The 12,949-nt window shown below is 72.3% G+C and carries 13 protein-coding genes; 5 read left to right on the top strand and 8 right to left on the bottom strand.

Annotation, left to right across the window (positions count from 1 at the left end; translation table 11 throughout):
* Positions 1-46 precede the first annotated feature (46 nt).
* A complete protein-coding gene (locus J4573_RS23130) occupies positions 47-961 on the bottom strand; it encodes a F0F1 ATP synthase subunit gamma (RefSeq protein ID WP_208257888.1) in 915 nt (304 codons plus the stop codon).
* A 146-nt stretch (positions 962-1,107) separates the two neighbouring features.
* On the opposite strand from J4573_RS23130, the gene J4573_RS23135 reads away from it, so the two are divergent.
* The 3 genes from J4573_RS23135 to J4573_RS23145 are packed head-to-tail and all read left to right on the top strand — an operon-like array spanning position 1,108 to position 3,758.
* The gene (locus J4573_RS23135; RefSeq protein ID WP_208257889.1) at positions 1,108-2,034 is read left to right on the top strand and encodes an ABC transporter ATP-binding protein; all 927 of its coding nucleotides are present in this window, start codon (positions 1,108-1,110) and stop codon (positions 2,032-2,034) included.
* Positions 2,031-2,822 (top strand): ABC transporter permease, encoded by a 792-nt coding sequence (locus tag J4573_RS23140; protein WP_208257890.1) that lies wholly within the window; start codon positions 2,031-2,033, stop codon positions 2,820-2,822. Before J4573_RS23135 ends, J4573_RS23140 begins: the two co-directional genes overlap by 4 nt.
* Positions 2,823-2,825: 3 nt before the next feature.
* Entirely contained in the window at positions 2,826-3,758 is a 933-nt protein-coding gene (locus tag J4573_RS23145) for an EamA family transporter (protein ID WP_208257891.1), read from the top strand.
* 27 nt (positions 3,759-3,785) lie between these two features.
* On the opposite strand, the gene J4573_RS23150 is transcribed toward J4573_RS23145, so the two are convergent.
* From J4573_RS23150 to J4573_RS23165, 5 genes are all read right to left on the bottom strand, one after another.
* The gene (locus J4573_RS23150) at positions 3,786-4,283 is read right to left on the bottom strand and encodes a S26 family signal peptidase (RefSeq protein ID WP_208257892.1); all 498 of its coding nucleotides are present in this window, start codon (positions 4,281-4,283) and stop codon (positions 3,786-3,788) included.
* On the bottom strand, positions 4,280-6,112 hold the full coding sequence (locus J4573_RS23155) for an ABC transporter ATP-binding protein (protein WP_307796803.1): 1,833 nt from the start codon (positions 6,110-6,112) through the stop codon (positions 4,280-4,282). The genes J4573_RS23150 and J4573_RS23155 overlap by 4 nt, the downstream gene beginning before the upstream one ends.
* Positions 6,109-6,636: a TlpA disulfide reductase family protein gene (locus J4573_RS54155; RefSeq protein WP_243773426.1), complete on the bottom strand. Its 528-nt coding sequence runs from the start codon at positions 6,634-6,636 to the stop codon at positions 6,109-6,111. Before J4573_RS54155 ends, J4573_RS23155 begins: the two co-directional genes overlap by 4 nt.
* Positions 6,636-7,148: a MauE/DoxX family redox-associated membrane protein gene (locus J4573_RS23160; protein ID WP_208257894.1), complete on the bottom strand. Its 513-nt coding sequence runs from the start codon at positions 7,146-7,148 to the stop codon at positions 6,636-6,638. Before J4573_RS23160 ends, J4573_RS54155 begins: the two co-directional genes overlap by 1 nt.
* 76 nt (positions 7,149-7,224) lie before the next feature.
* Entirely contained in the window at positions 7,225-7,392 is a 168-nt protein-coding gene (locus tag J4573_RS23165) for a hypothetical protein (RefSeq protein ID WP_208257895.1), read from the bottom strand.
* A gap of 316 nt (positions 7,393-7,708) precedes the next feature.
* Here J4573_RS23165 and prcB point away from each other — a divergent pair, with 316 nt between their 5' ends.
* Entirely contained in the window at positions 7,709-8,548 is an 840-nt protein-coding gene (prcB, locus tag J4573_RS23170; RefSeq protein WP_208257896.1) for a proteasome subunit beta, read from the top strand.
* An 84-nt stretch (positions 8,549-8,632) separates the two neighbouring features.
* Positions 8,633-10,348, top strand: a complete 1,716-nt coding sequence (polX, locus tag J4573_RS23175; protein WP_208257897.1) for a DNA polymerase/3'-5' exonuclease PolX — start codon at positions 8,633-8,635, stop codon at positions 10,346-10,348.
* Positions 10,349-10,363: 15 nt separating this feature from the next.
* Here the strand turns inward: polX and J4573_RS23180 are convergent, their stop codons facing one another.
* Both J4573_RS23180 and J4573_RS56165 read right to left on the bottom strand, forming a co-directional pair.
* A complete protein-coding gene (locus J4573_RS23180; protein WP_208257898.1) occupies positions 10,364-12,043 on the bottom strand; it encodes a helicase HerA-like domain-containing protein in 1,680 nt (559 codons plus the stop codon).
* A 19-nt stretch (positions 12,044-12,062) separates the two neighbouring features.
* Positions 12,063-12,935, bottom strand: a complete 873-nt coding sequence (locus J4573_RS56165) for an HNH endonuclease family protein (RefSeq protein ID WP_208257899.1) — start codon at positions 12,933-12,935, stop codon at positions 12,063-12,065.
* Positions 12,936-12,949 lie beyond the last annotated feature (14 nt).

The raw sequence follows: 12,949 nt of genomic DNA on the forward strand, positions 1-12,949 counted from the left end.
CACCGGGCCCCGCGGCCGGCGTCGCACCGGGCGTCGCCGGGCGGGCTCACTCCGACGTGTCGGTCAGCGCGTTGGCGCCCGCGACGATCTCGCTCAGCTCCATGGTGATCTGCTCCTGGCGGGCCTCGTTGGCCTGCCGGCTGAGCTTCTCCACGAGCTCCTGGGCGTTCTCGGTCGCCGCCATCATCGCCGCGCGCCGGGCGGCCCACTCAGAGGCGGCCGACTCCAGGAGCATGTGCCAGACGCGGCCGTTCACGTACTGCTTCAGCAGGCCGTCCAGCACCAGGTCCGGCCGCGGCTCGAACTCGTAGTCCGGCAGCGCCCCGGCGCTCGCGGGGGCCTCCTCGCCCTCGACCTCCTCGATCTCCAGCGGCAGGATCCGCCGCACGGTCAGCCGCTGGGTCAGCATCGACACGAACTCGGTGTAGACGACGTGCACGCCGCCGACGCCGCCCTCGGAGGTCGGCATGCAGAACGCCTCGAGGAGCGTCTCCCCGATCTCGGCCGCGTGCTCGTAGGCGGGCTGGCCGGTGAAGCCGCCCCACTGCCCCGCCGCCTCCCGGCCGCGGAACCTGAAGTTGTCGATGGCCTTGCGGCCGACCAGGTAGAAGACCGGCTCGCTGCCCTGCTCGCGCAGGAGCTCCCCGACCGCCTGAGCCTGCTTGATCACGTTGTGGTTGTAGCCGCCGCAGAAGCCGCGGTCGCTGCTGATCATCAGCACCGCCACCCGCGAGGCGTCGGGCTTCTCGTTCAGCAGCGGGTGATCCAGGTGCACGTGGTGGCTGATCAGCGCCGAGACCGCGGCGGTGACCTGCCGGGCGTACGGCTTGGCCGCCGCGACCCGCTGCTGCGCCTTGGCGATCCGCGCGGAGGCGATCAGTTCCTGGGCACGGGTGATCTTCGCGGTGGACTTCACCGACCGGATGCGCGACCGCAGCGCGCGCAGTTGAGCAGCAGCCATGCCTCCAAACTGGCACGCGGGGTGACCTGGCTCATCACTCCCTGCCGCGCCGGGCCCGAGCCTTTACCGTGCCTTCACCGAACGGCGCGCTTGCTACCGCCGTACCGCGCGCGTGGCTGTCGGCCCTCCCACCTAGACTCAAGCCCATGGCACCCCCCGGAGACGGCGCGGTCGAGCTCGACGCGCTGGTGAAGCGTTACGGCACGACGACCGCGGTCGACGGCCTGACCTTCCGTGCCGAACGGGGCGCCGTGACCGCTCTCCTCGGGCCGAACGGGGCGGGCAAGACGACCACGATCGAGATCTGCGAGGGCTTCCGCCGCGCCGACGGCGGCACGGTCCGCGTGCTCGGGCTCGACCCGGTCCGCGACGCCCGCGCGCTGAAGCCCCGCGTCGGGGTCATGCCACAGTCGGGCGGGGTGCCCGGCACCGTGCCGGCCGCCGACTTCCTGAAGCTGGTCGCCTCGTTCCACGCCACCCCGCTGGACACCGGGGCCCTGCTGGAACGGCTCGGCCTCACCGAGCACGCACGGACCCCGTTCCGGCGCCTGTCGGGCGGGCAGCAACAGCGGCTCTCGCTGGCCATCGCCCTCGTCGGGCGGCCCGAGCTGGTCTTCCTGGACGAGCCGACCACCGGTCTTGACCCGCAGGCCCGCCACGCCACCTGGGAGCTGGTCGAGGAGCTGCGCGCCTCCGGCGTCTCGGTCGTGCTCACCACCCACCACATGGACGAGGCCGAACGGCTCGCCGACCGGGTGGTGATCGTCGACCACGGCCGGGTCGTGGCCGAGGGCAGCCCGGCCGAGCTCACCGGAGCCGAGCGGCAGCTGCGCTTCCGCGCCCGCCCGGCGCTCGGCCTGGACGAGCTGCTGTCGGCCCTCCCGGCGGGCAGCGCGGCCAAGGAGTCGCCCGCCGGCCACTACCTGATCGAGGGAGACGTGCGGCCCGAGCTGCTGGCCACCGTGACCGCCTGGTGCGCCTCGCACGGCGTCCTGGCCGAGGACCTGCGGATCGAGCGGCGCACGCTCGAGGACGTCTTCCTGGAGCTGACCGGACGGGAGCTGCGCTCATGACCTCGACCCCGTCCGCCGCCGCGCCCGCGCTGGACCTCACCCCCGCGCCCGGAGCGGTGCCGCTGCCGCGCATGATCGTGTCGCAGGCCTCCTACGAGCTGCGGACCCTGCTGCGCAACGGCGAGCAGCTGCTGCTCACGCTGATCATCCCGGTGGTGCTGCTGGTCCTGTTCAGCGCCACCTCGCTGCTGGACCTCGGCCCCGGCAAGCGGGTCGACTTCCTCACCCCGGGCATCCTGGCGCTGGCGGTGATGTCCACCGCGTTCACCGGTCAGGCGATCGGGACCGGGTTCGAGCGCCGCTACGGCGTGCTGAAGCGGCTCGGCGCGACGCCGCTGCCGCGCGCCGGGCTGATCGGCGCCAAGACCCTCACCGTGATCGCGGTGGAGATCCTGCAGGCCGTGGTGATCTCGGCGGTGGCGCTCGCGCTGGGCTGGCACCCGCACGGCAACCCGTTCTCGGTGGTGCTGTTCATCCTGCTCGGCACGGCCGCGTTCAGCGGGTTCGGCCTGCTGATGGCGGGCACGCTGCGCGCCGAGGCGACGCTGGCCGCCGCCAACCTGGTCTACATCCTGCTGCTGGCCGTCGGCGGCGTGGTGTTCCCGCTCGACAAGTTCCCCTCCGGCGTGCGCGGCGCCCTGGAGCTGCTGCCGATCTCCGCGCTCGCCGACGGGCTCCGCCAAGTCCTCCAGCACGGCACGGCGCTGCCCGGCAAGCCCCTGATCGTCCTCGCGGTGTGGGCCGTCACCGGCCTGGCCCTGGCCGCCCGTTTCTTCAAGTGGGAGTGATCCGTGGCACTGGCTGAGGCCCCCGGTTCGATCAGCGGCACCGGCGGGCTCACGCGCCGCGCGCGGACGCTCTCGCTCGGGGCGGTGCCGCCGCCCGCGCTGATCCTGCTCGGCATCCTGTCGGTCCAGACCGGCGCGGGACTGGCCAAGAACCTCTTCGACCGCACCTCCCCGGACGCGGTCGTGCTGATGCGGCTGGCCACCTCCGCGATCGTGCTGACCTTCGTCAGCCGCAAGGTGCTGCGCACGGTGCTGCGCGGCGCCTCCCGCCGCGACCTGGCGATCGCCGCCGGGTTCGGGCTGACGCTCGCCCTCATGAACTTCTCGATCTACCAGTCGTTCTCCCGCATCCCGCTGGGCGTGGCCGTGACGATCGAGTTCCTCGGGCCGCTGGCCGTGGCGATCGCGGCCTCCCGGCACTTCCGGGACGTGGTGTGGGCGCTGCTGGCGTTCGGCGGCGTGATCCTGCTGGCACGCGGCGGCGGAGTGGACATCGTCGGCATCGCGTTCGCCGTGCTGGCGGGCGTCTGCTGGGCCGCCTACATCCTGTTCAGCTCGGCCACCGGCAAGCGGTTCGCCGGATCGAGCGGCCTGGCCGTCGCCAGCGTCGTCGGCACCATGGCGATGCTGCCCATCGGCGTGCACTCGGGCGGATCGTCGCTGCTGAGCCCCGAGCTGCTGGTCATCGGCCTCGGCGTCGGCCTGCTCTCGTCGGTCATCCCCTACTCGCTGGAGCTGGACGCGCTGCGGCGCATGTCGACCCGGGTCTTCGGCATCCTGATGAGCCTGGAGCCGGCCGTGGCCGCGCTGATCGGCCTGGTGCTGCTGGGCGAGATCCTGTCCTGGCGGCAGTGGATCGCGATCGGCTGCGTCATCGTGGCCTGCGTCGGCGCCACGCTGGGCGAACGCACCCCGCCCGCGACACCCGAAGCCTGATCGCCTGAGCCCCGGGGCCCGGCGGGGTCACGTCCCCAAGCGGCGGATCGCGACGCCGACGAGCGACTCGGGCCCGATCAAGCCGAAGTCGCGGGAGTCCCAGCTCGTCTCGGGATCGTCGCCGAGCACGACCAGCGACCCGGGCGGCACGACGTCGTAGGGGATCGTGCGGAGGTCCGGGAACCGTTCCTTGGGCACCCGCTCACCCGCCACGGCCGCTGCGCGCTTGACCAGATAAGGCGACGGCAGGGCGGCCGCCGGAAGCTCGGCCTCGGGCGGCTCTCCCAGATCGAACGGCTCGTCGCCGGTCAGCTCGACCACCGGCGGATCCGGGGCGATGACGATCACCACCTGGCCGGTGCGGACCCGGCGTGTGCGACGGACCAGGATCCGGTCCCCCGGGCCGAAGGTCGGCCGCATGCTCGGTCCCCGGACGGTCGTCACCAGGTAGCGCCGCCGGATCCACAGTGCCGACAGCCCGCCGGCCGCGACGAGCAGCAGCGCGGCCCGGCCTCCCCTGGTCATCGAGCCTCCTGGTAGCCGGCGGACTGCAGGCGGAAGAGCCGCGCGTACTCCCCGCCGGACGCGAGCAGCGCCTCGTGCGGCCCCTGTTCGGTGACGCGGCCCTCCTGGAGCACCACGATGAGGTCCGCCTCCCGGACGGTGTTCAGCCGGTGCGAGATCAGCAGGCTGGTGCGACCCTCGCGGTGCTCGCGCATCCTGGCATGGATCTCGTGCTCGGCCTCCGGGTCCAGGCCGGAGCTGGGCTCGTCCAGGATCATCAGGTCCCGGCCGTCGCGCACGAACGCCCGCGCCAGGGCGAGCCGCTGCCACTGCCCGCCCGACAGCACCACGCCGGTGTCGGGGTCGTCCTTGTCGGCCTCGGTGAAGAAGGTGCGGGTGAGCAGCGTGTCGTACCCGCGAGGGAGGGCGGCGAGCCGGTCGTGGATCCCGGACTGCTCGGCCGCCTTCTCCAGCCGCCGGGGATCGTCGAGCGCGGCCAGGTCGCCCAAGCCGACGTTCTCCCCGGCCGTCATGTCGTAGTGCATGTGCTCCTGGAACACCGCGCTGATGCGCGCGCGGAGCTCCTGCGGCGGGATCTCGCGGATGTCCACGCCGTCCCAGAGGATCCGCCCGCGGGTCGGGTCGTACATCCGGCACAGGAGCTTCACCAGCGTGCTCTTGCCCGCGCCGTTCAAGCCGACGAGCGCCAGCGAGCAGCCCTGCGGGATCGTGAGGTCCACCCCGGCCAGCACCCAGGGGTGATCATCGCTGTAGCGGAACCACACGTCCCGCAGCTCGATGCCGCCGCGCAGCTCGGCCGCCGCGCCATCGGCGACCGAGGGCAGGTCGGGCTCGGCCCGCACGACCGCCGCGTAGTGGGTGAACGACAGCAGCCTCCCGTGCAGCGCGGAGATCGAGGTGACCAGGGTGTCGAGGGACGCCTGGACACCCGCCACGGCCGCGACGAACATCGCGATGTCACCGACGCTCAGGTCGCCGCTGCGCGCGGCGGTGACGGCCCACCACAGCCCGGCCCCGGCCACGACGGCGCTGAGGGTGGTGAGGCCGCCCTGTGTCGCCAGCTCTCTGCGGTCCATCGCGCGTTCTGCCTCGTTCGCCCGGCGGCGCTCGGCCATCATCCGGCCGCGCAGGAACGCCCCGATGCCGAACAGCCGGATCTCGGTCGCCGCGTCGACGCCGGTGAGGAGCTGTGAGTAGAAGAACTCGCGGCGATGGGTCTGCTCGTTGCCCCACTCCATCTCCGCCCGTGCCCGGGACAGCATCAGCTCGGCCACCAGGGCGGGGACGGCCGCCAGCAGCACCAGCCCGGTCATGGCGGGGCTGATGAACAGCAGGGAGCCGACGAACCCGGCCAGGACCAGCGCGCCCCGCACGAGCCCCCCGGCCCCTTCGAGCAGCTCACCGGTCCGCTGCGCGCCCTCCTGGCCCATCCGCAGCCTGTCGAGGAAGGCGGGGTCCTCGAACCGGCGCAGCCCGACCTGGCGCTCCGACGCCGCGAACAGGCGGTCGGTTGCGACGATCCCGGCGGCACGGCCCGTCTGCGCGTGCAGATAGCGGGCGATGGCGGGCAGCACGGCCGCGCCCAGGCCCGCGGCGGCCAGGGCGACCGCCAGCCCGGCGACCGCGCCGCCGCCGGGGTCGGTGAGCCGGTCGATCACCAGCTTGGTGAGCCAGGCGGTGGCGATCGGCGCTCCGGACTCGGCGATCGTCAACACCAGGTATCCGGCGATGCCGACCGGCGCGGCGCGGACCAGGACCGCGAGGGCCTCGGCCCCGGCGGTGGCGAAGGCCCGGGGGCCGAGGTCACGCCCGCGCGCCCGCCCCGTCACGCGAAGGCTTCCCGGGGCAGCATCTCGGGTCGCGCGCCGGTCGCGGTGATCATGTGATCGCCGTTCAGCACGTACAGCGCCGGGGTGTGGTCGTTCTTGAAGGCCTCCGACAGGGCGCCCTCGAAGTCCTCCACCACGACCCGGGCGACCGGCAGCAGGGCGTCCAGGAGCACCTGGTCGGTGTAGCCGGGCCCGGCCGTGCCGATCACCGCCAGGACGTTGTCGCGGCCGAGCTCGCGGGCGCGCTCGGCGAACTCGGGCAGGATCCGGTGGCATGGGTCGCAGTCCGCGGAGAAGAAGCCGACCAGGCCCGTGAGCTCCGCGGTGGACACCGGCTCGTCCTTGGTCGTCACCGCCGTCGCCGCGGCCGGCCGCATGCCCGCCTGCAGCACCGTCGGCGGCCCGTGGTCGGGGGCCGGCGCGGCCGGGCGGGCCGCCAGGCGCTTGGCGAGCGCGACGGTGAGCGCGAGGTTCAGAACGCTCAGCAGGCCGATCAGGACGACGGCCGCGGTCAGGTACGGCATCAGGGGCTCTCCATGAACAGGTCGGCGAGGGGATCGAGCGAGACGATGAGGATGGCGCCGACCGCGCCCGCCGCCACGGCCACCGCCACACCGGCCGCGGCCCCCGGGGACCCGGCCGGGAACGCCCCGAGCGCGGCGGCCGCGAGCAGCACCGCGTTGCGGCCCAGATGGCGGACGCCGAGCGGGGCGGCCGAGGCTCCGAAGCACCGGCAGGGGGCGCGTCTCCCCCGCCGGATCGCGGCGGCGATCGCCACCGTGAACGCCGCGAGCATCAGGAAGGCGAGCCCGAAGCCGTACGGCGCGGTCGCCGGCACCACCAGCAGGACGGCCGCGATCGCCTCCAGGGCGACCACCAGCAGGCCCACCGGCCGCGCCGCCGTCCCGCCGGACAGGCGCGGCAAGAGGTCGGGCATGGACGCGACAAAGCCGTCCAGGTCCCGCGTCTTCGAGATCGCCGACACGGCGAAGACCAGGGCCAGCAGGCTGGCGCATCCGACGGACAGGTATTCCACGATCAGCCTCCCCGGGGCGGACGGCGGCGGCGCGTGCCGCCGCCGTCCACGAACGGCGTCAACCTTCAGGAGGTCGTCAGCACTTCTTGGTCGTGCAGCCGACCCACTGGCAGCCGCCGCCGTCGCTGCAGCACTGCCACCAGCAGAGCTTGCCGCTCTTGCAGCTCAGGGCGCGGCTGCAGCTGGCGTCGGCGGTGGCCTTTCCGGCCAGCCGCGTGATGATGCGATCGGCGAGACGGGTCATGGTGTCTCCTCTCCGGCCCGGGGTCTCCGGCCCGTGTTGACAATTTCGATCATGAGAACGGCGGGATTTTCGGCGCAAGACGTGCAAGACGACCGATTTTTTAATGATCAAGAAGCCCAGCTCGCGCCGGTTTCGGAGATTCCAAGATCATTAACGATTCATGTCCTAAACGATCTTGAAACCCGGTAATACCGGTCGGTTGCGTAGCGTTGCGTAGCCAGGTTCGCGACGCACCGTGGCCGGGCCCGTCTCGGTGGCGTGGCGCTCGGGTAGCGTGCAAGGATCTCTGCAAGGACGAATCCGAGGAGGGGACGCCGTGACCGCCTGGAGTGAAGATGAGGGTCTGCCGCCCGAGTTCTTCGTGGCGGGGTCGCCCTCGTTCGTGGACTTCCTGAAGGCCAGGTCGCCCGAGCTGCTCCCGGTGAACCGCAACCCCCGCGATCGCTCCTCCCTGGAGCTGCCGCACGGCACGACGATCCTGGCGCTGACGTTCCCCGGCGGCGTGATGATGGCCGGTGACCGGCGCGCCACCCGGGGCAACGAGATCGCCTACCGCGAGCTGCAGAAGGTGCAGCAGGCGGGCGAGCACTCGGTCGTCGCGTTCGCCGGAACGGTCGGGCTGGCGCTGGACATGGTCCGGCTGTTCCAGGTCGAGCTGGAGCACTACGAGAAGATGGAGACGGTCACCCTGTCCCTGCAGGGGCAGGCGCGCCGCCTGGGCGCCGTCATCCAGGCCAACCTCGCGCAGGCACTGCAGGGTCTCGCCGTCGTGCCGCTCTTCGCCGGGTTCGACACCGAGACCGGCACGGGCCGGATCTACACCTACGACATCATCGGCGTGCCGCAGGAGGCCCGCGACTACCACGCCGACGGCTCGGGCTCCCCGTACGCCCAGGGCGCGCTCAAGAAGCTCTACCGGCGCGACCTGTCCGAGCGGGAGGCCGCCGCGGTCTGCGTGCAGGCGCTGTACGACGCGGCCGACGACGATTCGGCCACCGGCGGGCCCGACCTGACCCGCCGCCTTTTCCCGACGATCTCGGTCGTGACCGCCGACGGCTACCGCAGGCTGCCCGAGGACGAGATCGCCGCGATCGTCGAGGAGGTCGTCGAGGCCCGCATGGAGCGGCCGGACGGCCCGGTCGCGCCGCTGCGCTAGCCCGGTCGCGCCGCTGCGCCAGCCCGGTCAGGTCGCGGTCGCCGCCTCGCCGGAGTGTCACCGGCGATCCGTAGGATTGCCCGCATGGCTAGGGCGAACGACGAGGCGGCGGACCTCATCCAGGAGCTGGCGGACCTGCTCTCGATCACCGGCGGCGACGGGTTCAAGATCCGTGCGTACGAGAAGGCCGCGCGGGCGATCGCGGGCCATCCCGACGACATCTCGGGGATGGACCTGGCCGGGCTCCGCAAGATCCCTGCGGTGGGCGAGGCGATCGCCAAGAAGGTCCTGGACTACAACGCGACCGGCACCATCCGCCAGGTCGAGGACCTGCGGGCGCAGATCCCCGCCGGGGTACGTGCCCTCACGGCGATCCCGACGCTCGGACCCAAGAAGGCCCTCGCGGTCTACGAGGAGCTCGGCATCTCCTCGGTCCCCGAGCTCGCCGAGGCGATCAAGGAGGGCCGGCTGCGCGGGCTCAAGGGCTTCGGCGCCAAGACCGAGGACAACATCCTGCACGGCATCGACCTGATGCGGCAGGCCGGCGAGCGGGTGCTGATCGATGTGGCCGCCGACCTGGCCGAGGAGATCGTCGCGGCGCTCTCCCCGCTGGCCGAGCGCTGCACCCACGCAGGGTCGCTGCGCCGGATGCGCGAGACCATCGGCGACGTCGACATCCTGGCCGCCTCTACCGAGCCCAGGCCGATCATGGAGGCGTTCACCGCGCTCCCGTTCGTCACCGATGTGATCGCGAGCGGCGACAAGAAGACCTCGATCCGCACCACCCGGGGTCTGCAGGTCGACCTGCGTGTCGTGCCGCCCGAGTCGTGGGGCGCGGCCCTGCAGTACTTCACCGGCTCGCAGGGCCACAACATCCGCACCCGTGAGATCGCGGTCCGCGCGGGCCTCAAGCTGTCGGAGTACGGCCTGTTCTCCGCTGAGAGCGGCGAGCTGATCGTCTCCGAGACCGAGGAGGAGGTCTACGAGCGGCTCGGCCTCCCGTGGGTCCCGCCGACGCTGCGCGAGGACGGCGGCGAGATCGAGGCGGCGCTCAAGAACGAGCTGCCGCGCCTGGTCACCGCCCAGGACCTCAGGGGCGACCTGCACAGCCACACCGACCTCACCGACGGCGTGGCGACGCTGGAGGAGATGGTCGCGGCCGCCGCCGAGCGCGGCCTGGAGTACTACGCGATCACCGACCACGCGCCCAACCTGTTCATGCAGCGGATGACCGACGAGAAGATGCTCGCCCAGCGCGAGCAGGTCCGCGAACTGCAGGCCAAGTACCCGGACCTCACCCTGCTGCACGGCACCGAGCTCAACATCGACCCCGACGGCGAGGTCGACTGGGACGCCGACTTCCTCGCCGGGTTCGACGTCTGCGTCGCCTCGGTGCACTCGGCGTTCACCCAGTCGCAGGCCGAGATGACGCGCCGCTTCGTCCGCGCCTGCGAGAACCCGCACGTCCACGTGATCGGGCACCCGACCGCCCGCCTCATCGGCAAGCGCTCCCCCGTCGACGCCGACTGGGACGAGGTCTTCCGCGCCGCCGCCCGCACCGGGACGGCGCTGGAGGTCGACTCGTTCCCCGACCGGCTCGACCTGCCCGCCGACCTGATCCGGCGGGCCCGCCGCCTCGGCGTGAAGTTCTCCATCGACACCGACGCGCACGCGCTCGGCCACCACCGCAACATCCGCTACGGCGTCGGCACGGCCCAGCGCGGCTGGCTCACCCCCGACGACGTGATCAACACCTGGCCGCTGGACCGTCTGCGGGCCTTCCTCCGCAAGCGGTCCTAGCGGACAGGTGCCGTTCTAGCGTCGGCGGCGGGCGGTGCCGAAGAGGCCGCGTTCGATCTTCTTGGCGAGCGTGTTGCCCAGCGACGTGCCGACCGAAAGCAGCATGTCCTCGAGCATGTTGTCCGGCTCGGAGCTCTTGGTCGAGCGCCGGGACCGGGTCGAGGTCGACCGGCTCGAGCCCGACGAGGACTTGCGGGACCGGCTCGGCGGCGGCAGCGGGTCCTGGATCGGGTCGTAGGGCGGCAGCGGCTCGTAGTAGGTCGGCGCCTGCTGTGCGGGCGCCGGCTCGGGCGTCGCGGCGGGAGCGGGCTCGGGCTCCGGCTCGGCCATGCGGGCGGCCAGGATCTCGTACGCCGACTCGCGGTCCACGGCCTGGCCGTACTTCCCGTTCAGCTGCGACCCGGTGATGATCTGCTGGACGAGCGCCGGGTCGGACGGGCCCATCCGCGACTGCGGCGGGCGCAGCCGCGTCCAGGCCACCGGGGTCGGGGCGCCCTTGTCCGACAGCACCGTGACCACGGCCTCGCCGATGCTGAGCTGGGTCAGCACCTCTTCCAGGTCGTACTCGGAGTACGGGAAGGTCGAGACGGTCGCCTTGAGCGCCTTGGCGTCGTTCGGGGTGAAGGCGCGCAGCGCGTGCTGGATGCGCGCGCCGAGCTGCCCGAGAACGTCCTCGGGCACGTCCTTGGGCGTCTGGGTGACGAAGAAGACGCCGATGCCCTTGGAGCGGATCAGCCGCACGGTCTGGGTGACGGCGCTGAGGAACGCCTTGGAGGCGTCCTTGAAGAGCAGGTGCGCCTCGTCGAAGAAGAAGACCAGCTTGGGCCGGTCGGCGTCGCCGACCTCGGGCATCTCCTGGAACAGTTCGGCCAGCAGCCACATCAGGAACGTGGAGAACAGCGCCGGGCGGTCCTGCAGCCGTGGCAGCTCCAGGATCGAGACCACGCCCCGGCCGTCCTGGATCGTCGTGCGCAGCAGGTCGGCCGGATCGAACTGCGGCTCGCCGAAGAACTGGTCCGCGCCCTGCGCCTCCAGGTTGACCACGTTGCGCAGGATCACCCCGGCGGTGGCCTTGGACAGGCCGCCCACGCCCTTGAGCTCCTCGGCCCCCTCGGCGCTGGTGAGGAACTGGATCACCGCGCGCAGGTCCTTGAGGTCCAGCAGGGGCAGCCCGGCCGTGTCGGCGTAGTGGAAGATCAGGCCGAGCGAGGACTCCTGGGTCTGGTTCAGGTCCAGGACCTTGGAGAGCAGCGTCGGGCCGAAGTCGGTGACGGTGGCGCGCAGCGGGACGCCCTCGCCCTCGCCGCCCAGCGCGAAGAACTCGGTGGGGCAGCCCGCCGCGGCCCAGTCGGCACCGACCGAGGCCGCCCGCTCCTTGACCTTGTCGCCCGCCTCACCCGGTGAGGCCATGCCGGTCAGGTCGCCCTTGATGTCGGCCAGGAAGACCGGGACGCCCTGCGCGGACAGTTGCTCGGCCAGCACCTGCAGGGTCACGGTCTTGCCCGTGCCGGTCGCGCCGGCGACCAGCCCGTGCCGGTTCAGCATCCGCAGCGGGATGCGGACCTTGGCGTCCGGGCGGCCCTGGCCGTCGACGACCAGCGCGCCGACCTCCAGCACCGGCCCGTCGAAGGCGTACCCGCTCGCGATCGACGCGGCGAGATCGCCCCCGTCCGGGCCTGTTTCCTTGTCGGCCATGCGCACCCCCGTGTCGCGGTCAGCCGGCTGGGCAGGCGCCGAGCATCTCGCCGAGCGCCGCCTTCTCCTGTGTCGTCACCGACAGTCCGTATCGTTTCTTGATCCCTACCCAGCGTGACGCGTAGGAGCACCACGAGGAGCGCTGCGGCTTCCACTGATCTGGGGTTTTGCTGCTCTTGTCCTGGTTCGCCCGCTTGTCGACCGCGAGCATGTCGTCGATGTCATTGGCGAACTGGACCCGCCGTTCCTGGGTCCAGGTGGAGGCGCCCGAACGCCAGGCCGCGCCGAGCGCCACGACGTGATCGATCTGGATCTGCGACGGCTTGTAGCGCGAGTAGGGGTGAACGGCCCCGGTGAAGGGGTCGGTGAGCGTCCCGGAGAAGATGATGCAGCGGTTGCGGTCCCCGGCCTTCACTCCGGTCAGGTCGCGCCGCAGGACCTCGTCGCGCGCCTCGCAGCCGCCCGGGAGCTTCGGATAGTGGCCCTCCCCCGACCAGCCGGGGCCGAACGCGCCGCGCTGGTAGTGCTCGGAGTCGCGGTTGCGCGCCTCCACCAGGGTCGCGAGCTCGCTCTTGGCCGTGGCGGGCGCGGGCGGGAACCCGCTGGCGGCCGTCGGCGGTGTCACGGTCGCGTACGCGGAGGCGGGCGCCGAAGCGGCGGCCGAGGGAGACGGTGACGCCGACGGTGAGCCCCCGGCGGGCGACGGCTCGGGCGTCGGGGAGGCCGACGGCGTGGCCGACCACAGATGCGACGCGGGCTTCACCAGGTGGCGCAGCGGGCCGTCGCCCGTGGCCCACCAGACCGCCGCGAGCAGGACCGCGATCGTGCCGATCCACCGCGCGCGCCGCCAGACCCGGCGACGATGGGTGCGATCCCGGTCACGGTAGGTCACATGACGATCATAGA

Origin of the sequence: Actinomadura barringtoniae (genome assembly GCF_017573505.1) — a bacterium.
GTDB classification, from domain to species: Bacteria; Actinomycetota; Actinomycetes; order Streptosporangiales; family Streptosporangiaceae; genus Spirillospora; species Spirillospora barringtoniae.